Below are 23,150 nucleotides of genomic sequence, written 5' to 3'. Positions count from 1 at the left end.
TTTATTTTCCGTTTTCTGAGACGACCCCCTCAAGAGTTTCGCCCACCATCTTGGTCGATAGTCGCGCCTTCATGTCCCGTAGGCGCTCGATTGCGTCATCACGATCCTTGATCTGCGTCTCGTACTTTTCTTTCAAAGATTTCTCGGCGAGATGCTTTTCAAGTTCTACCCGCTGCAAGCCGCTCTTCAATTCGTCACGTTCTTTCTCGACCGCGCCGACTGCTTCGGTAATCGCGAGCTTCTTCTCGATGACAACAGCGTCAAGCTTCGCCTTGAGTTCCTGTATCTCCGACTCCTTCGCTGCAGCGGCTTTTTGCACTTCGCTCATGAGCGTGACCTCTGCCAACTTGGATACGGCTTGCTTGTCACGCTTCGCTTGTTCCAATTCATTTGCAAGCGTGTCACGCTCTTTTTCCACCGCGCTCAAAGCCTCGGCCACGGCAAGTTGCCGCGCAACTTCGCCAGCATCAAGCCTGGCCTTCAGCTCCTGGATCTCGGCGTCCTTGGCAGACGAGGTCTTCTGCAATTCGTTGGCAATCTTGGCTTCAGCTAGTTCGACCGCATTGCGCTTTCCCTGCTCGGCCAACTCTAGCCGCTCATGCAACTGCTTCTCGAAATCGCTATCTCGAACCTGCTTCAGAATGTCCGCGTACCCAACTTCATCGATCTTGAATGCCTTCCCGCAGTGAGGGCAGATGATTTCATGCATGATTACTTACCCTCCACCTTGACAAGAATCTGCTTAAGCATTTCTGGCACCACTCCTCCCGACCGGAGTGTTGCAGTCCGGTATGCGAGTTGGTTTTTCGATAGATTTATTCCGGTATCAGCCTCAACACTATTGCAGGCAGTTATCCACTCACCCCAGTTCGCAGACAGAAACGCTTCAAGATGATCATCAAAAATGGCCGCGACGTCGGAAATGGTGGCGGATGGAAAATCTTCTTCAGGCAAGCCGAAGTACCGCATTAATCTGCAGTTCTCTACCGCATGATTGTTGCGCTCCCGATCTATGTCATCTTGCTTTTTGTTTTTGGCTTTGGCTCGCGCTTCAAATCCACCGTCTGCATCAAACAGTGCGTAGACTGGCACACCAATAGATTTCAAAATCGCATGCGCGAGGGGTATCGATGTCTTGCTGCCCACAGAAACGATAGAAATTCCTGCTGCCTCAAGGGCGCCGGGGGAAGTTCTATCTCCAATACCGTAGAACACAGCAGATTCGGTTGTCCCCTCCACAAGAAATGCGCGATTCGCGAAGAGTGCTATGGCAAGCTGGTCGGCCACGTTATGGTCGAGCCTGCGATCGACCACATCGCCATCCACTGTTCCATTCAGCCTGGCCTTCACATCCTCAACCGTGGCAAAGTGGACCGTCACCACCGGGACTTCGTCAGCGGATCTCGTCAGCCGTCTGACTTGATGGAAATGTCGAGCCTCCAGGAAGTAGGGGCTATGCGTCGCATAGGTCACCTGGATGCGCTTGCCAGCATCTTCGGCGAGCGACCTGAGCACCTTCGCAAAGGTCTGCGCCTGGATCGGGTGCTGGAAAAGTTCCGGCTCCTCGATCGCCAGGCAGATGACTCCCTCGGCCGAGGCTGCGCCCGACTGCGCCAAGAGTTGCAGAGCCGAGATCAGCAGCGTGCGCTGAAAGCCGTGTCCCTGCCGCTCCACCGCAGTCTCGGTGGTGCCGTCGAGCACGGCCACGTCGAACGTCGTGCGAGGTGCCTTGAGTTCCACCTCAGCCGGAGAAACCGTGATTGCCCGGCCTGGCGCATAGGTTGTGACGACCTCGTTGAGCTGCGTTGTGATGGCCCCAAGTTGCTCCTTGAACTTCTCTTCGTAGACTTGTTGCTGCTTTGCCCGTGACTCCGCAACGATTTCCGCGATTGCCTCATCAGCGGCAGTTCGGTCAATCGAGCGCTCAAGGATTCGCCCAATGATGCTTGCCTTGCCGTCGATGGACTCTTCACTTGCCCGAAGGTCTGCCGTAACCAGGACGAAGTCGAAGAGCCCGCTCATCTTGCCGCCGCTGTTGAAACCGAAGAAATTGGTTTGCAAAGCCTCGGGCGCATCGAGCAGTTGATCAGTGTGAGCCGCCTCCCAAGTTGTCATCGCCTGCTCGACGGCTGGACCAGTATTCGCCGCAGGAAGGTCAAGCTCCGGGCGCTCGCGCCGGAGAGTGGCATACAGCTCTTTCTTCGCAGTCGCACCGCCTGCTGCCTTGATGGCATTTAAAGCCGGAAATCCCTTTGCATTGGCGGAGAGCACATCGGTGCCATCGGGAGATCGGCGCTTCCATGCGGTGAACGTGGCAACTCCTTCCGGCGCGTACTTGCCAAGTGCCTCGCGATCCTTTTCGGTGAGGTCTGCGAAGGTGACCTGAACCTCGATGTCTTCGTCAGTCGCCCCAAAAGAGCAATCCTTCTCCGTCAGCGAGCCGGGTTTGCCGTTGAAGAACCAGTCGAGCGCACGAAGCACCGTTGACTTGCCGGCACCGTTCGGCCCGATGAAGGTCGTGACGGAATCGAACGGAATCGTCACGTCTTTCAACGTGCGAAAGTTTCGGATGCGAACGGATTGGATCTTCATTTCGGGTCTCTGCTCCTTGTGTTTTGTGTCGTCTCTCGCCGTGACAGCGACAGAACCTATCCTTTTGCCGCCTCGGTCAAAAGATCGTCAACGGAGCGCGCAACCACATACCGGGCGGGGTTCTCACCAACCGCCAGCGCAGTGAAATGCGCCTTGCCGCATTCGATCTTGGCGCTTTCCTTGTCGCGCAGGTCGTCGGTGAACAGGCTGCTCTTGGTTTCCACCACGAAGTACAGGCGCTGAGCACCGTCTTCTTCCACCAGCACGGCCCAGTCGGGGTTGTAGCTGCCCAGTGGGGTGGGCACCTTGAACCAGCCCGGCAGCTTGGCGTAGAGCTTGATGGCCTCGTTCTTCTCCAGCCCGTTGGCAAAATCCCGCTCTGGGGTCGAGTCGTACACCACGTGCTCGTAGATCGACTTCTGGGTATCCAACAGCATGTTCTTCAGATAACCGGTCAGTTCCTCCTTCTCGAACAGCTCCTGCGCATAGACATGCTGGTCGCCGAGCTTCTGGTACTTGATGCCATCGACCAGGGCCAAGCGCTTGCAACGGTTGATGGTTTCGGCGGTCAATTCGATGAACTGCTGCGGATTGCGCTTGAAGTCGTCCAGGCGGCCGCTTCCCGTCAGGATGCTGACGATGGTGCGTCGGGTGAGCTGGGTGCGATCCTGCAGGTCGGTCAGCAAATCCGGCAGCTCAATATCCGCCTCGTCCAGCACCACGGTCGCCGCGCCCGCTTTCTCCGTCGCGGCGACACCCGCCTTGCCGATAGAGATGTCGGCCTTGCGCCATTGCAGCCGTGCTTTGGCAATCACCGGGGCCTTCTGCAACGCTGCGATGCAATCCGTCACCAGCTTGGCGTTATCGAACTGCACGCGGTACGTTGTCTGGTGCTTGATGCGGTCCCACAGTGCCTTGAACTCGTCGCTCAGATAAACGACCTTGCCATCCTTACCCTTGCGCAGCGGCACTTGCCTGCGCTCATCGGCATTCTTGATGTCCAGCCGGCCCGACACCTTGCGCAGCACTTCAGCAATCTGGGCTTTCTGCGCATCAAACTCGGCCGGCAGTTCCAAGGTGCCGTTCTTCAGCGCCGTTTTCAGTGAATCCTGCACCTTGCCTTTGGCATCTATATGGCCGGCGGCTTTCAGGTGCTCCCACAGTGCCTTTGATTGCTCGATGCCCAGCGGTGCGGCGTGCCCATCAGCGCCAGTCACGGCAATGGCGGCAAATTGATGCTGCTCCACAATGCCAAAGCGGATGCCTGTGTCTTTCTCGATTTCCTTCTGCAGGTTTTCGGCAAACTGTTCGTAGTTTTCCGTGGCCACCACGGTCAGGGTGTTGACCTCGAAGCCCCGTACCCGCTCGCCATCCTGGTTGACGCACAGGCGCAGGCCGCGACCAATGGTCTGGCGGCGCTCGCGCTCGGTCTGGATGTCGCGCAAGGTGCAAATCTGGAACACGTTGGGGTTGTCCCAGCCTTCCTTGAGGGCGGAGTGGGAGAAGATGAACTTCAGCGGCGTGCTGAAGGACAGCAGCTTCTCCTTCTCTTTCATGATCAGGTTGTAGGCGCGTTCGGCATTCTCCCGGTTACCCGCATTGTTCTCGGCGGTATCAAGCCAGCCGCCCTTCTTGTCGATGGAGAAATAGCCGTTGTGCACTTCTTCGGCGGCGGACTCCAGGTCGATCTCGGCAAACAAACTCTGGTAGGCCGGCAACTTGGCGGAACGGCGATATTCTTCCTCGAACATCTGCGCATACACGCCCTTGACCGGCTGGCCGTCCGCATCGTACTGACGGTACTTGTCCACCGCGTCGATGAAGAACAGGCTCAACACCTTGATCCCCAATGGACGCAGGTGCTTTTCCTTGTCCAGATGCTCCTTGATCGTGCGGCGGATCATCTCGCGTTGCACGGCCAGCGCATCCACATCACCGTGGGCCTGACCCGGCTGCAAAAACACTTCGCCGCCGGGGTAGCGCAGCTCCATGAACGCTTCGCCCTTGGCCGTATTGATCTCGCCCACCCGAAAATCGGCGTAGATCGCACGGCCATCGGCGCTCTGCTGAAGGTCGTCGCCATCGCTGACCGTCACCTCAGTCCTTTGCACGCCAGTGGCGGTCTGTTTATCCAGCTCGACCTTGGCGCTGATGCGGCCGCGCTTGTTTTCCACCTTCACCAGGCGCACGAAAGGCTTGTTGTGCGCATCCTCCACCGTGGCCGACGCCACCTCGATCTGCTTGACCAGCTTGCGCTCATAAGCATCCACGGCATCCAGGCGGAACACCATGTGGTGCTTGTCCACATGGGTAGCGGAATAGCGCAGCGTGCAGAGCGGGTTCATGGCATCCAGCGCTTCCTTGCCGCGTCCTTCAAGGCCGCCGTCCACACTTTGCGGTTCATCCACGATGATGATCGGCCGGGTGGCCTTGATCAGGTCGATGGGCTTCTCGCCGCCCGTCTTCTCGGTCTCTTTGTAGAGGTTGTTCACATCCTTCTTGTTGATGGCGCCCACCGTCACCACCATGATCTGGATGTTGGAACTAGTGGCGAAATTGCGCACCGGCCCGGGCTTGCCCGAGTCGTACAGGAAGTAATCGAAGGGCACGCCCGCGTAGAGCCCCTTGAAGTGTTCCTCGGTGATTTGCAGGGTCTTGTAGACGCCTTCCTTGATCGCCACCGAGGGCACCACGATCACGAACTTGCTGAAACCGTAGCGCTTGTTCAGCTCGAAGATCGAGCGCAGGTATACATAGGTCTTACCGGTGCCGGTCTCCATTTCCACCGTGAAGTCGCCGGAAGTCAGCGAGCCGGAAGGCGGCAGGCCACCGCGCAACTGGATGTCCGCGAGGTTCTTGAGCAGTTCATCGTCCAGCAGGGTCAAGCGGTTGCCAACGCCAAGGTCGGACTGCGCCACACCCAGTGACATCTGCACCTCATCGGGCAGTTTCATGGTCACCGTAAATTCGGTGCGGCAGACCTCCTGACCACGGAAAAGATCGCACACGGCCTCGATGGCCTGCATCTGATAGTCGAGGTTGGGCTCGAAGTGGAGTTTCATTGCGAACCTCCCTTACAAGCTACGCACGTTCTGGATGCCGTGCTGCTCCAGAATCGCGGCGAGGTTGGTTTTGGCAACGTCGTCGGCAAAGGCGCTGTCGCGGAACACGCAGGTGCTTTCTTTTCCAGCAGGGCCAGCGGGTGCCAGCTCCTTGTGCCAGGCGATGATGCCTTGGGCCAGTGGCTCCACCTGCTCACGGGTGATTTTTTCGGCCAGGCAAGCCAACAGCACGCCGCCGCCTACGGCATGTACATCTAGCCCTTCAATGCCGCGCTTTTCGATGGGTACGCAAAGATCAAGGCCGAGCTTGAGCAGCAGTTCGTACAACACATCGGCCTCGCTGCGGCCTTCGAGCAGGTGATCCTGATGGTCGAACAGTGTGGCTTCCAGATCGTGTGGTTTGGGATTCCAGGCTCGGATATTAGAGGTGTCGAGCTTGAATACGCGGAAGCCGGTGTCGCCCTGCCAGTCGAGGTTATCGGCTTTGATCTTGGTTCCGGAACGGCGTAGGCGTTCTTTAGTGAGCTCAGCGATATTCAGCGGCCGTCCAAGGTCTCCACAGTACTTTGCAGCAATCTTTTGCTGCTTGTCGCTTGCGTCAAGCGACTCTGGAAGTTGGACAAGAATGTAACGTCTGCTCCCGTTATCCTGACTGTTCAACTGCATCGTCGCCTCGCCCGTCGTGCCGCTGCCCGCAAAAAAATCCAGCACAACGGCGTGAGGGTCATCAGACGTGGTGTAGCGGATCAGTTTCGCAATCTCGTCCAGATCCTTTGGATTGTTGAAGACTTTCTTCCCCAATAGGGTCCGGAGATATTTCACCGAAACCTGGGATTGCTTGTAGAAGTAGCTACCCCTAACCTGAGTTGCGAATTCTTCTTCATCCTCGATATCGGCTGGTTCCTCAGGCGCATCAACATCAGTCGAACTGTCCGAATCAAGCTCCTGAGGAATCGGGCGGATATGTGCCTTTCGGAAGGGCGGCTCCGTGTGGTCTTGGCGAAACTCAACAAGCCCAAGTTTTATCTGGCGTTGCATTTCATCGGAAGATGAGTATCTCCAACCGGCCTCCGGCACAACGCACGGTTGATTTGTAACGGGATGAAGGACGTCATAGCGCGGCCCACCACCGCCCGGCCAGGAGATGTCACGATCCCGCCACGGCCCGTTTTGATCCACTCGCTTGTAGCGGCTCCACTTTTTAGCGGGGTGTGCTTTGGGCAAGTCGGAATACCAAGCTTGCAGCCCCTCTTCGATCAGGTTGTCTTGGATTCCATGCTGAACGCGCAGTTCGAGGTATTTATTCCAGATATCTCGGGCACCCGGCTTTTCTTCACGCCACAGCGTTTTCTGCTCTCGAAGGTAGCTCTGCGATTTTGCGTAGACAAGAACGTACTCATGTCCATTGGAAAAAAACTTGGCATCATTTTTTCTGCCTTTTTCCCATGTAAGGCAGGATAGAAAATTTTCTTCACCGAAGGCTTCATCCATCACGGAGCGCAGGTTCGTGATCTCATGCTCGTCGATACTGAGCAGGATTACCCCATCCTCTCGCAGTAAATTCCTCGCCAGCTTCAACCTTGGATACATCATGTTCAACCAGTCGGTATGAAAGCGCCCGCTGGCCTCGGTATTGCTGCTAATCTTCTCTCCACCCTCGATCTGCCCGGTCAGCTCCAGATAGTTCTTGATGTTGTCCTGAAAATTGTCCGGATACACAAAATCCTTGCCGGTGTTGTACGGCGGGTCGATATAGATCAGCTTGACCTTGCTGGCATAGCTTTTTTGCAGCAGCTTGAGCACTTCAAGGTTGTCGCCCTCGATCATCAGGTTCTGGGTGGTATCCCAGTCCACGCTGTCTTCCGGGCAGGGGCGCAGGGTGCCCGTGCTGGGCGTGAGCGCCAATTGCCGGGCGCGGCGCTTGCCATGCCAGTTGAGGCCGTATTTCTCGTCGGCATCGGTGACGGTGGCATCGCCCACCAGCGCCTTGAGTACGTCCACATTCACGGCCACGCCGCCCGCGCCCTCGGTGATCAGCTCCGGGAACAGCGCTTTGAGCTGTTCGATATTTCCCGCCACCAGATCGGCGGATTGGGCTTCTGGGCTGGTGGTATCGATTTTTTTAATGGTCATGGTGAGACTCTCCTCAAACTCGGTATTCTTTGGCATCAGGCATCCTGCAGGTCGCCCATCTGGCGATCAAAAGACTGGCGAATCAGGCCCATGACGTAGGGAAGCTCATCCAGGCTGGACAAGCCGACTTCTACATCGCCATTGCCCCAGCGGCCAAGGTTGGTGACATCGGTGCACAGCCCTTTGGGGTCATCGATCTCGCTGAATGGCATATTCAGCGACAGGCGCAAGCGTCTGGCCTGAGGGACAACATCCACGAAATTTGTCTCTGCCTTATAGGCGACATAGAGCTTGAGGTATTCCTCGTAGATGCACGGGTCCAACTCCAAAATTTCTTTGCGCAAGGCATCAAACAGTGTGCGAATGGTGCCGCTGGTCAGGTGCGGATGATCGTCGATGCCGTAGTGTTGCCCTGCGTTGGTTGCTGAAGGGCGATAGGCATCAAGGACGCTGCTATCCAGCTGCGGTGCAGCCCATACTTTGGCGGCTTCTCTAGCAAGGCGCTCGGCACGTGTTTTGATGGCACTTTCATCCCACTTTTCTACCTCACCCAATCCTTCGTTGATGTTGAGGGCGCTGTATTTGAAGCCGATTTTCTTGCCATCGGCATTGATGACCTGATCGCGCTTGTAGGCGAATGGATAGTCGCTGTACTCGCTGTTGTATCCCGTCAAGGTGAGATTGCCCAAGGTATGCAGATACTTCTGCTGAGTCTGTTGCCAATCGGGGCCGAGTTCCGCCTGCCACGCTGATGAAAGTACTTCGTTCTGCGGCAGGATGTGCTCGATGGTGTAGTCCTCAACCACGATGCGTTCCTTGCGTCCATGGTTTTCGAGACGACGCAACCAATAGCTACGGCTGCGGAAGTTGTACAGGTCGCGTTGTTTGAGCTCGCGCTGGAACTCCTCATCGCCTGGGAAGCGGCGATAGGACGGCAACAACAGGAACGCCGCCCGCACACTCTCCAGATAACGGTCTTTTTTCAGTGTCCGGCTCAGGCCTGGGAAGGTCTTGTTCAGCGAGTTGGTGGGAATGGCGCAGATGGCGCGGCGAAACACGTAGCTTTCAACCAAGCGAACGATGCTCACCAATTCGTCCGCAGCCAACCGTGCTTGCTTGTAGTCGTGATAGACATCAAGCAGGAAGGGATAGGCTACGTCTACCTTCAGCTCACGCAGATCGTGAAAAGCTTCTTTTAGTTTCGACTCCGTTTCCGCACCAAGCGCCATGGCGCAGTAGTAGCTGGCATAGGCGTGGATATCAGCAACAAGCGCAGTGGTATCAAGCTGGCTGGCGCGAGCGAAAGCCTTGAAGGCAGCATACACTTCGCGCACGTTGGGAATCTCACCTGTTTTGGCAGTGAGATAGTGACGCATAAAGGGATCGAAGTGCGTCACGTAGGCCTTCTGGCCGAACGATTTTTCCATCGGCCGCCAGTAACTCTGGTAAAGCTCAGTCTGGAGCTTTGGCTCCAATCCCATCAGGATGTAGTTGCGAATCAGATCGGCCTGGCTGAGCTCAAGGCCGGTGGAATTCATGCTCTCGAAGATGAGCTGAGGATTGTCCTGAGTGCGATCGAGCGACACCTCGACGATGAGCAATTTGGCCAACCCTTGGCAGATGGCTTTGAGCTCGTCCTGATGCTTGTTTATCAGCGCCTGAAAGAGCGTGTAGTTCTGCTCTATGCGGGTACTGATCTCCGCAGGCATCGGTGCGGATTTGATGATGGCCAACAACGTCTTCTTATCAGTTTCCGACAGAATGAGTTTGTAGTGGCGCTCGCCGTCCTCTTCAGGATTGAGCAGGTAGTAATTGTGCAGCTTTCGCGCGGAGAAACTGTCCAGCAATTCAGGCAGCTGATTGGCTTCAAAGTGCTTGGCCAGTGCTGCAATCAACAAGGTGCACGTGGTAAGACGTTGTTGTCCGTCGATGACCAGCAGTGCTTCCTGGGTGGTGACGGTGGACAGACCACGCTCCACATAAACGATGGAACCGATGAAATGGCCATTAATCTGCTCGTCACGACCCGACCTCAGCAAATCTGACCACAGCTGTTGGCACTGGGCTTCCGTCCAGGAGTAATTGCGCTGATAGATGGGAATGACGAACTGCGGAGATTTCTTCAAGAACTTGAGCAGGTTGGTTTCTGTGGCCTTCACTTCTATTCCTCAGAGATATTGAGCGATCTGCTGACGCTCGGCCAACAGTGCTTTTAATTGGAGATTGATTTCGACTTGGCGTGCCATCTGCTTTTCCTTCGCGCCTTGTGCCCGCAGGCGGCTGATCTCGCCTTCAAGCCGCTCGCAATCGGCCAGCGCCTGCCGACGCGCCGCCGCCTGCTCCGGCGTTGCCGTGGTTCGGTAGTTTCCTGTCCGCCGCGCAGCCTGCAGGGCCTGCACGCAATCCATCCAGCCTTGATAGAGGGCGTGCAACGAGGTCTGGGGCTGGTGTGCAATCGACAGGGATTGCACGAAGGCATGCTCGGCTTCGGAGCGTGCTGCGGCATCGGTCGCCGTGGCATTGGCGGTTGCGTGGGATAGCAAGGCCAACGTAAGGCTGCCGTCGAGCACCACTTTGCTGGCCTCGTTCTGCGCCCAGCGCTTGTGGGCCAGGGACAAGGCCACCGTTTGTCCTTCAACCAACAGCAACAGCACCGGATAAGGCACCGCACGGTGCACCAGTTCAGCCAGCCGCGAGCAACTGGCGGGTTTGACGGTACCCCGCAAGGTCACAACCAGCACTGCGATCTCAAGGTACTCGCGCTGCGCGTCCCGGTAGTCAGGCACGCCGATGGTGTTGGGCTTGAGCGCGGCGAACCACTGGATTTCTTCAATGGCATCGGTGATCAAGCGTTTGTCGGACGCCGTAGGCACACCATTCTCCAACAGCAGTTTCTTGGGGACGCGCTGCTCTACCCGGCAACTGTCGGGCAGGCCCAATGCCTGGATAACGGCGTGCGCGTCGATGACCGTCATGCTGCCTCCCTTTCCGGCAGCACCACCAGGAATGCCACCACCTCAAAATCACCGCTGCCGGCGAATTCGCCTTTCATGGCGTGCGTGCCGCCGGGCGTGAATAGACTGGCCACGGCCCGTTCCTCGTGCTTGCCGGCGACGGATGCCACTGCCGCCGCGAGCAGCTTCTGGGCATGGCGCATGTCTTCGCCCCCTTTGGTGGCCTTGTCGAACCGCGCGCAGGCACTTTCATCAGGTCGTTCGCGCCCCAGCGAAAGGCGCTTGAGGCGGTCCAGGATGCGTTTGGCCTGGGGGTAAGGCAGCAATACGGTTCCGTCATCGCCGACATGCACCAGGTAGTGCGGCGCGAGCGGGTAGTCGGACGATGCGGCGGGCTTTGCTGCCGGGCCGCAGGCTTGCAAGCAGAAGATCACGCCGGGGGGAATATCGGCATCCAGTGTCGTGGTCACCGCATAGGCTCCAAGGGGCTGGGTGTCGAGCTTGCCGGGGTGCGCCTTCAGATATTGCGCCAGATCGATGCGGAAGTCGGTCAGGGTGAGGTCGGTGATCGACACGCCGGTGGACAGGTCTTCCATGTCGATGACGGTGTCCTGCAATTTGAGCAACTGCTTGCGCCGGTATTCCAGATCGTTCATGGCGTTGCCGGATTGTTGCTCGATCAGGTTTTCTTCCCCTGTGGCCGAGACATCGAGCAGCACCATGCGACCGCTGACGCGCTGTTCCAGGTTGATGTATTCCTCCAACTCCATGTTGGGCCAGAAGTTCACGAGCTGGATGCGCTGGTTGGGCGAGCCGATGCGGTCGATGCGTCCGAAGCGCTGGATGATGCGCACCGGGTTCCAGTGGATGTCGTAGTTGATCAGCCAGTCGCAGTCTTGCAGGTTCTGCCCTTCGGAAATGCAGTCGGTGGCGATCAACAAGTCAATCTCGCCTTCAGCGGCCAGTTCGGCCGGGCGCTCCTTGGCGCGCGGCGCAAATGCCGACAGCACATCGCTCATGCCTTTGCGCAGACCGGGCAAGGTGGTCTGTATGCCGGCGCTCCCGGTGACCAGCGCAGCATCGACACCCAACGTGCTTTTGGCCCAGGGAGCGAGCTGCGCATAGAGATAGTGCGCCGTATCGGAAAAAGCAGTGAACACGATGATCTTGCGGTTGCCGGGGTTGATCGGATCGTGGCACTTGCGTTGGATCAAGTCGCGCAGTGCGGTCAGCTTGGCGTCGCGGGCGGCATCGATTTGTTTGGCAGCCGCCAGCAGGGTTGCCAGGCGGTTGCGGTCTTCCAGCAGATCCTGCTTCCAGCGGATCAGATCCACGTCATCCAGCAGCACCTTGACTTTGCGCCCGACCAACAAGGACTCGAACGCGGGGTCGTCGATATCGACGTCGGCAATGTCGATTTCCTCCAGTGCATCGGCATGCGACTCAATGCGGCCCAGCGTGGCCTCCACGTCCTTGAGCTGCCTTTGCAGTGTCAGGGTGAAGGAAGAAACGGCGCTTTCCATGCGTTTGAGCACGTTCACACGCAGGAGATGAATCAGGCTTTCTTCGCGGTCCGCTTGGCGGAAGAAGCTTTCTCCGCCGCGAATCTGCGTGCTGTACTTGGCGTCGTAGGCTTCCTGTTTGTGGGGCAGGACATAGCGCAGCGGCGCATAACTGGCCAAGGTGAGTCGGCGGATTTCCTGATTGATGTCGCGGATGGCGCGGAACTCGCCCGCAAGGTCAACGTCGGCCTTGATGTTGATCGGTGGCAGGCGATCCGGGAAGCGGCCTGTCTCGCTGGTGCCGTAGTATTTCTCCACGTGCCGCCGAGAGCGGGCGATGGTGAGATGGTCCAGCAAGGTGAAGTAGTCGAAACCCAGCATCTCCACCAGCCGGGTCGGTGTTTTTTCAGCTTCGTCCAGCGCCAGCCAGCGGTTGAACTGCGCCTGCGCCTTGCGGGTCGTGGCCTCGATGCTGGCGATGCCGTGCTCCATCAGGGCGGTGTCATCGCCTTCGGTGGCAAAGGCAATCTGGTTGCGCAGGTCGGCCAGGCGGTTGTTGACCGGTGTGGCCGAGAGCATCAGCACGCGGGTCTTGACGCCTTCGCGGATGATCCGCCGCATCAGGCGGTCGTAGCGCGACTCCTTGCCTTTGTGGGTGGCCTTGTTGCGGAAGTTGTGCGATTCGTCGATCACCACCAGGTCGTAGTTGCCCCAATTCACATGCGACAGATCGATATCGCCGGATGTGCCGCCATCGCGTGACAGGTCGGTGTGGTTGAGGACGTCGTAGTTGAAACGGTCGCCTGCAAGGACGTTGCGCTTGTCGTTGGCCTTGTAAAGCGTCCAGTTATCGCGCAGGCGCTTGGGCGCCAGCACCAGCACGCGGTCGTTGCGCAGTTCGTGGTACTTGATGATGGCCAGGGCTTCGAAGGTTTTGCCTAAGCCGACACTGTCGGCAATGATGCAGCCGCCAAAGCGGTTGAGTTTGTCGATCGCGCCCACCACGCCGTCGCGCTGGAACTTGAAGAGCTTCTTCCACACCACGGTATTGCGAATGCCGGTGGCGGACTTGACGATGCGCTCTTCATCCATCTCGTCGCCACTGTCACGAAACAGGTGATGCAACATCAATGTGTAGATGGTGAACGGGTCGCGGTGCTCACCAAGGGCTCGCAGCGCTTCGAGAACGGCATCACGCCCTTTGCTCTTGTCCTCCGAATCGGTGGCAGAAACGCTTTGCAGATTTGCCCACTGGTGATCGAACCATTGGGCAAGCTGCGCGGCCTCGTCAGCAGATTCCGATGCCTGAATCAAGCTCAATGGGTTGCCTGGCGTCAGGCCAAGGCCTGATGTGCTGAAGGCGAACGACCCCAGCACCACTTGTTCAGGCGTTCCATCGAGCCTGCGCATGACTGCTGCACCTTGAGGCACTGATCTTGATGCCCGCCGCAGATCAACCTTCTCACTGATCCACTTCGCGCACTGATTGGCCAACCAGCGTGCCTGCAGACGATTGCGCGCGGCACGGTCACCTTCCGAACCAAGGAGTTCAAGCACCGCATCGTCGGGAGGCACAATCAATTGGACCCGTTCCAGGGTGGACAGAGCCTCTCGGACTTCAGCGAAGGCGTAAAGAGAGAACGAAGGCGTCACGCAACCGAGCTGATTGCCACGCTTGAGATGAGGGCGGATCAAATCGATGACGCGCTGCGAACCGGTGTTGTGGATCAGCTTCATGGTCGTTCCCGTTCAGTCGTCTATCGACGCCTCTGTACTTGGCGATGCATATCCCGGCGCCAGCACAGCATTGCGCACACCGTAGATGGCAAGGTGGTCTTTCAACCAAAGCCGGTACTCGGGGCCGCGCAGGCTATGGTCGGGGGAACAATCGACACTCCATTTGCGCAGGATGTACCCGGCCGTGGCTGCACGCAGCTTCATCCGCAGCACGCCGCCCTGCATGCCGTAGTCCATTTCGGTGATCTCTGGCCGGGGCTGGTCCGGATGGGGAACCAGTTCCAGCTCGACGATCCGTGTCCACTGAATGTCCTGATCGCTCATCTCGTGAGCCGCCACTGGCTGGCCCTTGAGCACGACAGGGCGTCTGATCCGGGTGATGACGAAATCCCGGAAATCCTGGGATTTGCGGTCGAACGCGCGAACGTGCCAGCGCAGACCGTTGTCGATCAGCGCAAACGGAACGATCTCGCGCTCCGTGCGACCGCTTGAGATGGAGTGGTACTCGATGCCGAGCGGGCACTCGTAATGAATGGCCCGAGTGACGCTCGCCAAGATTGCCAGGTCAGGGTGAGTGAGCCGGGACGGGCTCTCGCTGGCCACCCACGCCTTGATGTGCATCGGTTCACCGTCGCCAAACCCCTGGGTCAGCCACGACAACACCCGCTCGGGTGGGAAATCGAAGATCGGCTGGAAGCTCGAACCCAGGACGTAGAACTTGCCTTTGCCGTCGTAGTCGATATTGCCCGGAGCCAAGTCCTTGTACAGCGCCAGATCCCTGGACGCGGCAGCGGACTGGATACCAAAACGCGCGACCAAGTCCTGGCGGCGCATCTCCCCAATGAAGCGCAGACGCAATTCCACGAACGCGAGGCGGTCACGCTGTGGCTGGGTGAGATCGGCAAGCTGTTGGTGGGGCATCCTGACTGGCTCGTTCGGGTTAGCGAATGCTCGTGTAAATTTCTGCAGAAAGTATATGGTCTGTGTGGAAAGACGTCTATAAATCTAAGTTGATTCACTAGTTAGCTGTATTATGATAACCATTTTTGAGGCGCAAATGAGTGATCCGGCGTGGACTGGCAGGCGCTTCAGTCCAGCGCAGCGCGCCAGGAGTGACGTGGACTGGACGTGCATCCAGCAGGTCACTGCGGACGAGAGCTGGTGCGAATAGATCGCTGATACGGAACAGGAGCACGACCCATGGAACTGCGACACCTTCGCTGCTTTGTGGCTCTCGCAGAAGAGCTGCACTTCACACGGGCCGCAGAGCGCCTGCATATCGAACAGCCACCCTTGTCCCGCGCCATCAAAGAGCTTGAGGATGATCTGGGTGTGGTGCTCTTCGAGCGCAACCGCCGAGGCACGGTACTGACCGAGGCGGGAGCAACGTTCCTGCAAGATGTGCGCAGAGTGTTCGCCGTCCTCAAACAGGCTCAGGAGAACGTACAGGCGGTCGCTGCGGGCCTGAGCGGAAGCCTTCGCATTGCCGTATCCGACGGTGCAATCGATCCCAGGCTGTCGGCCCTCCTGGCCCGCTGCCGCGAGGAAGAGCCGGAGATCGAGATTCGCCTGTCCGAAGTGCCGTTGGCCGATCAGTTGCGTGGTTTGCGCTCAGGTGACTTCTCGATCGGGTTTGCGCACACGGCGGAAGTCGGCGACGACATCGTTACCGAGCCACTCTGGCACGATCCGCTGGTGGTAGCCGTGCCCGCCCGGCATCCTTTACTTTCACACAAGGCTGTTCCGCTGCATCAGCTTGCGATCTACCCACTGGTCTTATGTGACCCGCAGGCATGCGAAGGCTACCATCGTGAACTGGCGCGGCTGCTGCGGCCTTTGGAGCGTCCACCCGACGTCGCCGAGCACGTGTCGTCATTGGACATGATGCTCACCCTGGTCGGTGCCGGCTACGGGGTAGGCTTCATCACCGAAACCAGGATCGCGGCGAGCCTGCGCCCCGACGTGGTGATCCGCCCTCTGGCCATGGATTCCGCAGTCATCACGACCTACTTGCTACGGCCCGCCGGCGAGGACTCGCCGGTGTCGGTGGAACGATTCATCGCGCGCCTGCGCGCGCACTCGGACGATTGATCCGCAGCGGCCAGGACTGGCTGCCTGAAGCCTGCCAGTGCGGTATCCGGAGGAGAAGTCTCGTCAATAATGTTCACTGGTGGTAAAATTCCAGGGTACTTACGCTCGTCGCAACCCGTGAGAAAGCAAGCGCCATGAATGTTGGACAAGCCATTCGACTGTGCCGAACGCAACGGGGCGTCTCTCAAAGCACCATTGCGAACCGAGCCAATTGCTCCGTGTCGTACTTGTCGATGCTTGAGAACAATAAGCGCGACCCGACACTTTCGACGGTTACAAGAATTGCCGAGGCATTGCATGTGCCTGTCGGCCTGCTGTTCGTTCTGGCTGCCGACCAAAGCGAACTGGGTGCGATAGACGAGCACGTCGCCGATCAGTTAATGCAGTCTGCGCTGGCATCACTGGGAGCATCGGCCAACATGACAGCGCAGGTGGGAGGCCACTATGGCTAATGCCGAACAACTCAAGGCGTTGGTGAAATCCCATATCGAGCGGGATGACCAGCACTTCTATTCCGTCGCCATGCAGGTCGCGGCTCGTGAAGCCAAGGTGGGGCATGGCAAGCTTGCCGAAGAACTGCGCGACATGATCGACGCGGCGAAAGCCCGTGTCTCATCGCATGGCACCGAGGGCAAACTGGTGCCATTGGCCCGTCCACGCGGTGAACTGGCGAACTTGCTGACGGTGTCCTACCCAAAGAATCGACTGTCGGACATGGTGCTCGATGCGGAGATGGCCGAACAGCTTGGCCGCATCATGAAGGAACAGAAGCACCATTCGCGTATCCGCGAGCATGGCCTGTCGCCGAGACGTAAATTGTTGCTGGTCGGCCCGCCTGGCACCGGCAAAACGATGACGGCCTCTGTGCTGGCCGGTGAACTGGGTATCCCGCTGTTTTCTGTTCGGCTGGATGCCCTGATTACCAAGTTCATGGGAGAGACCGCCGCCAAGCTGCGTCAAATATTCGATGCCATCAATGATGTGCGGGGTGTTTACTTCTTTGATGAGTTCGATGCCATCGGCTCGCAAAGAGGGCTGGCCAATGACGTGGGTGAGATTCGGCGGGTACTGAACAGCTTTCTGCAAATGATTGAAAGCGATCAATCCCATAGCCTGATCGTCGCAGCGACGAACCATGTGGAGATCCTTGACTACGCACTTTTCCGCCGGTTTGATGATGTGATCGAGTATCGGTTTCCAGGTGCGCCGCAAGCCGCCAGGCTGATCCAGTCGCGGCTTGGGAAGTTCGCGCCCAAACCTTTTCCACTCAAGGCGCTTACAAGCAGAGCGGAGGGTTTGAGCTACGCAGAGATTAAACGTGCAGTGGATGAGTCCATCAAGGAAGCGGTGATGCACGACGAGGCGTGTGTGAAGGTGGATATGCTGACACGCGCTCTCGATGAGCGCCGCAAATTAAGCTTCAGAATGAATCACAAGAAGGCCGTACCGAACCATGCCGGATCAGCCACAAGCTAAACGCCCACACTTCATTCTTCGAAATACATCAAAGACCGTCGGGTTTACCGCACATTCTCCGGGCGGTGGCCCAACGCAAAACGTACCGGCCTTGCCTCGGCCGCAACAGAGTGCGTCCCTCCGAGCACAAATCGAGATCTTGAAGCCTGCTGTGGCAGAGGCGGTGCGAGTTCAAGGGGAACTGCAACTGGAAAGTGGCCTTGGCTTGCAAATCCAGTTTTCCAGTCAACCGGATGTTGAGCTGGCGTTCGAGAGCTTGGCGGATGCTCGCAAGAGGATTGAGCTTCTCAGTGTTCGTCACGAGGGCAACCGGACCTTCGCCAATGTCTTTGTCCCTGATGGAAAGCTGGCGCATTTCGAGAAATACATTTCCGACTACCTCGAAGAGAAAAAGGATCGTAACGGCAAGGCGCGAGATCACCGCAAGCTGATCGATGCCATCGAATCCATCCGGGCAGCAGAAATCAGGGCTCTGTGGACTGACGCCCCCGAATTGCTGCCTGACGATCTCGCGACCGCCTTCTGGTGGGAGGTCTGGCTTCCGGTTCGAGGGGCGGGACAGCGGCAAATCGTTGTAGAGGACTTCAAGAAACTTGCTCGATTGGCGGAATGTGTCGTCAGTGACAAGCAGGTCAATTTCCCCGAACGCACGGTGCTGTTGATGTATGGATCGCAGCAGCAGTTCTCGCGGTCGGTGATGACGCTGAACTGTGTGGCTGAACTTCGCTATGCCAAGGAGACTGCTGAGTTCTTCGATGGCATGGGCGTACGCGAGCAGCAGGCGTGGGCGGACGACTTGCTGCGTCGTGCCCGGTTGCAGCCGTCGGACGATACGGCTCCCCGCGTCTGCCTGTTGGATTCCGGAGTGACTCGTGCGCATCCGCTCTTGGCGCCTTTGATGGATGCGAGCGATTTGCATACCGTGGAGCCGGCCTGGGGCGTGGATGATGAGGCTGATCATGGCACCGGCCTGGCGGGCTTGGCTGCCTATGGCGATCTCACGGATGCTCTGGCCTCTGCTGATTCAATCAATGTCCCTCATCGACTGGAGTCGGTGAAGCTGATACCGGCGGAAGGTGCGAATGAAGGTGATGCGCGCCACCACGCTTATCTTTTCACGGAAGGCGTCGCGCGGCCTGAAATCTCTGCGCCGAATCGGTCGCGCGTGTTTGCTTCGGCGGTGACGGCTTCGGACTACCGTGACCGTGGCCGTCCTTCCTCGTGGTCTGCTGCTGTCGATGGCCTTGCTGCGGATACCGATGGGGCTGGTGAAAGTCCGCGCCTGTTCGTGCTGTCCGCCGGCAACACGCGCGACCCCAATGCGTGGGCTGGATATCCCGATAGCCTTTCCACCAATCTCGTGCATGACCCCGGCCAGGCATGGAACGCAATCACGGTGGGTGCTTGTACTGACAAGATCGACACGGAAGGTCATCCTTCCTTGAGCCCCGTCGCCGAAGCCGGCGGCCTCAGCCCCTTCACGACGACAACCAGAACGTGGGATCGGGCATGGCCGTTGAAGCCCGAGGTTGTGCTGGAAGGAGGCAATACGGCCAAGGATGAACTGGGTGCGGTCGGTATGGCCAGCCTGAACTTGCTGACGACCCACAACCAGCCGCTGGATCGCCTGTTCACCACCAGCAACGCCACCAGTGCCGCGTCGGCATTGTGTGCGGGAATGGTGGCTCAGATCATGGCGGCCTATCCGCACCTCCGGCCGGAAACCGTGCGTGCGTTGCTGGTGCATTCTGCGCAATGGAGCGAGGCCATGCGCGGGATGTTCCTGCCCGTGGTGCCGAACAAGGACGATTACGTTCACTTGATTCGCCATTGCGGCTGGGGAGTCCCGGATTTGAACCGGGCACTATGGAGCGCGGGAGACTCGCTGACCTTGCTGGTTGAGGACGTGGTACAGCCTTACGCGAAGGTTTCAGGCAAGGTCGTGACGCGCGACATGAATTTGCATTCCTTGCCTTGGCCGAAGGATGAGTTGGAGGCATTGCAGGACACGCCCGTCGAGATGCGTGTCACGCTCTCCTACTTCATCGAACCCAATCCTTCGGCACGTGGTGTGGCCTCGAAGTATCACTACCCTTCGCATCGCCTGCGATTCGATGTGCAGCGTCCGCTGGATGCATCCACCGAGCATTTTGTCGCACGGGTGAATGCGGCAGCGCAGCGCGAGGATGAGGGTGACCCTGTGAACCCCTCAGATCCCAATTGGCTGTTGGGCGAACGGCAGCGGCATCGTGGTTCGCTGCATCAGGATGTCTGGAAAGGTACGGCGGCTGACTTGGCCAGCCGTGGCTTCATTGCTGTGTATCCTTCGGCTGGGTGGTGGCGGACACGGCCTGCGCTGGAACGTTATGGCCTGCCGGCGCGATATAGCTTGGTGGTATCCATTCAGACCCAGCAGACGGACGTTGATCTTTACGCTGCTATTTCCCAGAAAATCCCTGTGGCTAATGTTGTGGTTGTCGATACGTAAGAGGCATTCCAGTGTTCCGCTGTCGGGCTAAGCACCCGCCCGGCGCCGTTGGCTGCGACAGCTTGCGCTGCCAATATCCGAAAAGACACTTACGACCGCTATGCCGAATCTTGCGGCTCACTGCCCGCGCTGAGGTTCTTTTCAGTCGCGGCCATCAATTCGCTGGCGCTTATCCCGAGTGCGGCAGCGATTTTCAGTATCAAAGGCAGCGTCGGCACATGCTCCCCGCGTTCGATCTTGCCCATGTGCGAACGCGATATTCCCGCCTGATACGCAAAATCGTCTTGAGCGACCCCCTGCGCGACGCGAGCGGCACGCACGGCCCGCCCGAAAGCTAATGCTGGTTCGGATTCATATGTGGGTGTGCCAGGTGGACGACCTGGCTGAATAGTAAGCTTCTGCATCAACAGAAGCGTCAAACAATCCTCTTAAATTAACCACGTTAAACATATAGACGTTAAACTTCTCTCTTTACTATGATGCTGGTTTGCCCTTGACCTGCTTCGTCGCTTCTGTAGGTTCTCCGTGGACAACATCACCAGCCAACCCGCCCACCTCAGGCTTGCGATTGCGCCAGGCGTATCGTCATCTCAGCTCTCGGCGCTGCTCGCGCTGCAACGAGCGGAAGAACCCGAGGTCAGCATCACGTTCTTTGAAGTGGCAGGTGACGAGCTGCTTGATGGGCTTCGTGAAGGCCGCTACGACGTGGGAATGTCGCTTCAAGGAGCGAGCGATCCGGCCCTGGAAACCCAGCCCTTGTGGATTGAGCACATGGCCGTTGCGATACCGCTGAGGCTTCCCTTGCTTGAGCAGGCATCGCTCACCATCGCCGACCTCCAGAACTATCCGATCTTTCGCTGGGAGGCTGAGACCTGTTCTTCGCTGGATCGTCGGCTGCTCGCGCGTCTGCCTGCTGACCCGCAGAACCTTCAGTACGTGACTTCCTTCGAGATGATGGCGCTATGGGTTTCTGCCGGCTACGGTGTCGGGGTATCCGCACAATCGCGTATCAAGCACGCCCCTGGATGGGGAGTCAGCATGCGACCACTGGACGACGGCCCCTACGAAATCGTGGCGCACCTGCATAGGCCCCAGGGGCAAGCGAACCCTGTTTCCGAACGGTTCGAGCGCAGGGCACTGCAGATCGCAAAAGCGCTCCCTTCCTGATCGCAGTGGCTGTCGGTAGCTGCCAGCAGAAGGCGGTGGATTTATGCCTTTCGCCAAGAGGGGTGATGTGGTACATTCAGAGGCCACTTCTGGTTTTAATAACCAGAAAAAATCTTTATTAATCAATGGGTTGGCTGCCTTGGGTGATTCCCTTCGCCCGCTCCAGATCCCAATGCAAAGGCCCCTGACACCAACCAGTGCCAGGGGCTTTCTGTTTTCAGGCTTTACCGCGTAAAGCCCGGGAAAGATCGGAAGCGCCCCATGGATTTCGGCGGAGGCGCAGCCGGAAGGTTCCTCTTCCTTACATCATCAGCGAGTAGGCCCGCTCCAACTGGTCCAGATCGATATCCAGAGGCAGCGGCAGGGGCGCTTCGCCGATGTGCTGCTCGCTGGCGAACTTTCCCTCGGCCAACACACGTGCCGGGTCGTTGAGGGCGAGGAAGTCACCCCCGTCGTATTCCCAGAAGTTCAGCGGTGAGCGGCCGGAATAGGTTTCGTTCCAGCATGCGACGTACGAACGTTCGCCCAGGACTTTCGGACGGCAGGAAACGTAGGGTTCCAGATAGACCTCATGGGTGAGGTACAGGAAGGTGAGGTCATCCACGCGATAGGCCGGCGCTTCGCTGACCTCCTGAGGCTCCTCGTCCAGTTGCGCTTCGGGGTTCGCTCCCGGATCGACCGCTGCGACAGCGGAAAACCCATCCGCCCCCCGGGGTTCTTCCATGGCCATGCCTCCGCCGATGAACAGGGAAGCAACCACGACCAATAACTTCAACATGACGCGCCCTCGCCTGAAAATCGCGGAGATTACGCCGCCAACTTTTCAGGTATGCGATCGGGGTGGCCCGCAACCTTCCGCCCCGCCGCCCGATATCGGGCAATTCCTACACGACGGAAGACGCATCCACCTGGGCCCGCACCCGGCTCGTCTTCTCGCTCAGCGCTCTTTCACGGTGTTCCGCAGCGAATTAGTAATTATCTGTAGGAATAACTCCTCAACAGCCTCGTATCACTTCCGCTCGAGCCGAATCTCGACCAGCTTGCCATCGATGAAGCGCAAGTGTCGGTAGACGCCTCCACTGGGGCCATACACCCAGAATTCGGTGCGTGCGGCATTCAACTTGGGCACGCCGTTGTTGCGCAGGGCAGGCTCGTTGACGATCCTGCTCAGCGGTTGCCCGCACCTTTCCAGGACTTGCTCGACGCTGTCGCCCTCGTCCACCAGATGCGTGCCGCATCTCATCGAGGCGAGGGCAGGAATTGCCAACGAAGACATGAACAGCGTCAGCGCCGTGCGAAACATGGATACCTCCCGCCTCCCCCGATAATGAAAGCGCGGACCGCCGCGGGGCGAGGCGAACTCCCTCACAAAGGCGCAAGCGTCGCACAGCGGCATGGCGACGCAGGCAGTTCCTTGCCGTCGCTTCGCCAGCTTCGTTAGACTGCCGCATCGCAGCACGCTTTCGTGGCTGCGCCCTCCCCGATCCGAGGCTTGCATGTTGGAGATAGTAGTCATCCGATAACCGCCACTTCGTCATCCCGCACGAGGTGTCGCCGGTTATCTGCCTTCGCCATGGCTCGCACGCGCCTTTTCGCGCAGTGCGGCCGCGTTGTCACACCGATGATTACAGGTTCTACCGACATGAACGTTTCCAAGCCGGAACAACGGACGCTTCACGCCTTGGCCCAGGGCGGCCATATCGCCTTCCTTCGCGACGCTTCGGGCAAGATCACCCGCGTCGAGTGCTACAACCGCGACGGCCACCTGCTGCTCGACTGCACCCTGGCGGTGTTCTCCAGGCTGAAGAACAAGGGCCTGGTCCACTCCCGCCAGGGCAGGCCCTACCGGATATCTATGGCCGGGCTGAAAGCCGTGCGCCCGCAGGCGGACAATCGCTGACCCCCTTTCTTTTCCATTGCCCTCGCCGGGACAAGGCGGGGGTTCCGA

The 23,150-nt window shown here is 58.4% G+C and carries 17 protein-coding genes; 6 read left to right on the top strand and 11 right to left on the bottom strand.

What is annotated here, in order from left to right; translation table 11 throughout:
• Position 1: 1 nt before the first annotated feature.
• From VQ065_RS07090 to VQ065_RS07055, 8 genes are read right to left on the bottom strand one after another with little or no spacing between them, the layout of a single operon-like run.
• Positions 2–709: a DUF2130 domain-containing protein gene (locus VQ065_RS07090; RefSeq protein ID WP_003158916.1), complete on the bottom strand. Its 708-nt coding sequence runs from the start codon at positions 707–709 to the stop codon at positions 2–4.
• 2 nt (positions 710–711) lie between these two features.
• A complete protein-coding gene (locus VQ065_RS07085; RefSeq protein WP_003158915.1) occupies positions 712–2,592 on the bottom strand; it encodes an ATP-dependent endonuclease in 1,881 nt (626 codons plus the stop codon).
• Positions 2,593–2,648: 56 nt separating this feature from the next.
• The gene (locus tag VQ065_RS07080) at positions 2,649–5,654 is read right to left on the bottom strand and encodes a type III restriction-modification system endonuclease (RefSeq protein WP_115748888.1); all 3,006 of its coding nucleotides are present in this window, start codon (positions 5,652–5,654) and stop codon (positions 2,649–2,651) included.
• A 12-nt stretch (positions 5,655–5,666) separates the two neighbouring features.
• A complete protein-coding gene (locus tag VQ065_RS07075) occupies positions 5,667–7,823 on the bottom strand; it encodes a site-specific DNA-methyltransferase (RefSeq protein WP_003158913.1) in 2,157 nt (718 codons plus the stop codon).
• Entirely contained in the window at positions 7,823–9,946 is a 2,124-nt protein-coding gene (locus tag VQ065_RS07070; protein ID WP_003158912.1) for a GmrSD restriction endonuclease domain-containing protein, read from the bottom strand. The genes VQ065_RS07075 and VQ065_RS07070 overlap by 1 nt, the downstream gene beginning before the upstream one ends.
• A 9-nt stretch (positions 9,947–9,955) precedes the next feature.
• Positions 9,956–10,762, bottom strand: a complete 807-nt coding sequence (locus VQ065_RS07065) for a DUF4391 domain-containing protein (protein ID WP_003158911.1) — start codon at positions 10,760–10,762, stop codon at positions 9,956–9,958.
• Entirely contained in the window at positions 10,759–13,980 is a 3,222-nt protein-coding gene (locus tag VQ065_RS07060) for a helicase-related protein (protein ID WP_003160812.1), read from the bottom strand. The genes VQ065_RS07065 and VQ065_RS07060 overlap by 4 nt, the downstream gene beginning before the upstream one ends.
• 12 nt (positions 13,981–13,992) lie before the next feature.
• Positions 13,993–14,901: a WYL domain-containing protein gene (locus tag VQ065_RS07055; protein WP_003158909.1), complete on the bottom strand. Its 909-nt coding sequence runs from the start codon at positions 14,899–14,901 to the stop codon at positions 13,993–13,995.
• A 279-nt stretch (positions 14,902–15,180) separates the two neighbouring features.
• Here VQ065_RS07055 and VQ065_RS07050 point away from each other — a divergent pair, with 279 nt between their 5' ends.
• The 4 genes from VQ065_RS07050 (at position 15,181) to VQ065_RS07035 (ending at position 20,035) form a co-directional block, all read left to right on the top strand.
• Positions 15,181–16,071, top strand: coding sequence for a LysR family transcriptional regulator (locus VQ065_RS07050; protein ID WP_003158908.1), 891 nt, complete (start codon positions 15,181–15,183; stop codon positions 16,069–16,071).
• A 134-nt stretch (positions 16,072–16,205) separates the two neighbouring features.
• Positions 16,206–16,523, top strand: a complete 318-nt coding sequence (locus VQ065_RS07045; protein WP_023464296.1) for a helix-turn-helix domain-containing protein — start codon at positions 16,206–16,208, stop codon at positions 16,521–16,523.
• On the top strand, positions 16,516–17,547 hold the full coding sequence (locus tag VQ065_RS07040) for an AAA family ATPase (RefSeq protein WP_003158906.1): 1,032 nt from the start codon (positions 16,516–16,518) through the stop codon (positions 17,545–17,547). The genes VQ065_RS07045 and VQ065_RS07040 overlap by 8 nt, the downstream gene beginning before the upstream one ends.
• Positions 17,548–17,686: 139 nt before the next feature.
• A complete protein-coding gene (locus VQ065_RS07035; protein ID WP_176031468.1) occupies positions 17,687–20,035 on the top strand; it encodes a S8 family peptidase in 2,349 nt (782 codons plus the stop codon).
• Between the two features lie 98 nt (positions 20,036–20,133).
• Here the strand turns inward: VQ065_RS07035 and VQ065_RS07030 are convergent, their stop codons facing one another.
• Positions 20,134–20,439: a helix-turn-helix domain-containing protein gene (locus tag VQ065_RS07030; protein WP_003158903.1), complete on the bottom strand. Its 306-nt coding sequence runs from the start codon at positions 20,437–20,439 to the stop codon at positions 20,134–20,136.
• A gap of 121 nt (positions 20,440–20,560) precedes the next feature.
• Between VQ065_RS07030 and VQ065_RS07025 the strand changes: the two genes are divergently transcribed.
• Positions 20,561–21,202: a substrate-binding domain-containing protein gene (locus tag VQ065_RS07025; protein WP_003158902.1), complete on the top strand. Its 642-nt coding sequence runs from the start codon at positions 20,561–20,563 to the stop codon at positions 21,200–21,202.
• 301 nt (positions 21,203–21,503) lie between these two features.
• On the opposite strand, the gene VQ065_RS07020 is transcribed toward VQ065_RS07025, so the two are convergent.
• Positions 21,504–21,980 carry a hypothetical protein gene (locus tag VQ065_RS07020; protein ID WP_003085438.1) on the bottom strand — a complete coding sequence of 159 codons (477 nt, stop codon included), beginning with the start codon at positions 21,978–21,980 and terminating at the stop codon, positions 21,504–21,506.
• A 231-nt stretch (positions 21,981–22,211) separates the two neighbouring features.
• Complete coding sequence (locus VQ065_RS07015; RefSeq protein ID WP_003085435.1) at positions 22,212–22,505, bottom strand: DUF2845 domain-containing protein; 294 nt, start codon at positions 22,503–22,505, stop codon at positions 22,212–22,214.
• Between the two features lie 339 nt (positions 22,506–22,844).
• Between VQ065_RS07015 and VQ065_RS07010 the strand changes: the two genes are divergently transcribed.
• Complete coding sequence (locus tag VQ065_RS07010; RefSeq protein ID WP_003085431.1) at positions 22,845–23,102, top strand: YjhX family toxin; 258 nt, start codon at positions 22,845–22,847, stop codon at positions 23,100–23,102.
• Positions 23,103–23,150 lie beyond the last annotated feature (48 nt).

Source organism: Pseudomonas sp. KBN10P06128 (assembly GCF_037574945.1).
Taxonomy (GTDB): Bacteria; Pseudomonadota; Gammaproteobacteria; order Pseudomonadales; family Pseudomonadaceae; genus Pseudomonas; species Pseudomonas aeruginosa.
This window is presented reverse-complemented; position numbering and strand designations above follow the sequence as displayed.

What these genes read in the sequence shown, in the direction of transcription:
- VQ065_RS07020 (WP_003085438.1), bottom strand. Translation starts at nt 21,980, where the DNA reads ATGTTGAAGTTATTGGTCGTGGTTGCTTCCCTGTTCATCGGCGGAGGC.
- VQ065_RS07015 (WP_003085435.1), bottom strand. Translation starts at nt 22,505, where the DNA reads ATGTTTCGCACGGCGCTGACGCTGTTCATGTCTTCGTTGGCAATTCCT.
- VQ065_RS07040 (WP_003158906.1), top strand. Translation starts at nt 16,516, where the DNA reads ATGGCTAATGCCGAACAACTCAAGGCGTTGGTGAAATCCCATATCGAG.
- VQ065_RS07090 (WP_003158916.1), bottom strand. Translation starts at nt 709, where the DNA reads ATGCATGAAATCATCTGCCCTCACTGCGGGAAGGCATTCAAGATCGAT.
- VQ065_RS07075 (WP_003158913.1), bottom strand. Translation starts at nt 7,823, where the DNA reads ATGCCAAAGAATACCGAGTTTGAGGAGAGTCTCACCATGACCATTAAA.
- VQ065_RS07060 (WP_003160812.1), bottom strand. Translation starts at nt 13,980, where the DNA reads ATGAAGCTGATCCACAACACCGGTTCGCAGCGCGTCATCGATTTGATC.
- VQ065_RS07080 (WP_115748888.1), bottom strand. Translation starts at nt 5,654, where the DNA reads ATGAAACTCCACTTCGAGCCCAACCTCGACTATCAGATGCAGGCCATC.
- VQ065_RS07055 (WP_003158909.1), bottom strand. Translation starts at nt 14,901, where the DNA reads ATGCCCCACCAACAGCTTGCCGATCTCACCCAGCCACAGCGTGACCGC.
- VQ065_RS07050 (WP_003158908.1), top strand. Translation starts at nt 15,181, where the DNA reads ATGGAACTGCGACACCTTCGCTGCTTTGTGGCTCTCGCAGAAGAGCTG.
- VQ065_RS07010 (WP_003085431.1), top strand. Translation starts at nt 22,845, where the DNA reads ATGAACGTTTCCAAGCCGGAACAACGGACGCTTCACGCCTTGGCCCAG.
- VQ065_RS07030 (WP_003158903.1), bottom strand. Translation starts at nt 20,439, where the DNA reads ATGCAGAAGCTTACTATTCAGCCAGGTCGTCCACCTGGCACACCCACA.
- VQ065_RS07065 (WP_003158911.1), bottom strand. Translation starts at nt 10,762, where the DNA reads ATGACGGTCATCGACGCGCACGCCGTTATCCAGGCATTGGGCCTGCCC.
- VQ065_RS07085 (WP_003158915.1), bottom strand. Translation starts at nt 2,592, where the DNA reads ATGAAGATCCAATCCGTTCGCATCCGAAACTTTCGCACGTTGAAAGAC.
- VQ065_RS07045 (WP_023464296.1), top strand. Translation starts at nt 16,206, where the DNA reads ATGAATGTTGGACAAGCCATTCGACTGTGCCGAACGCAACGGGGCGTC.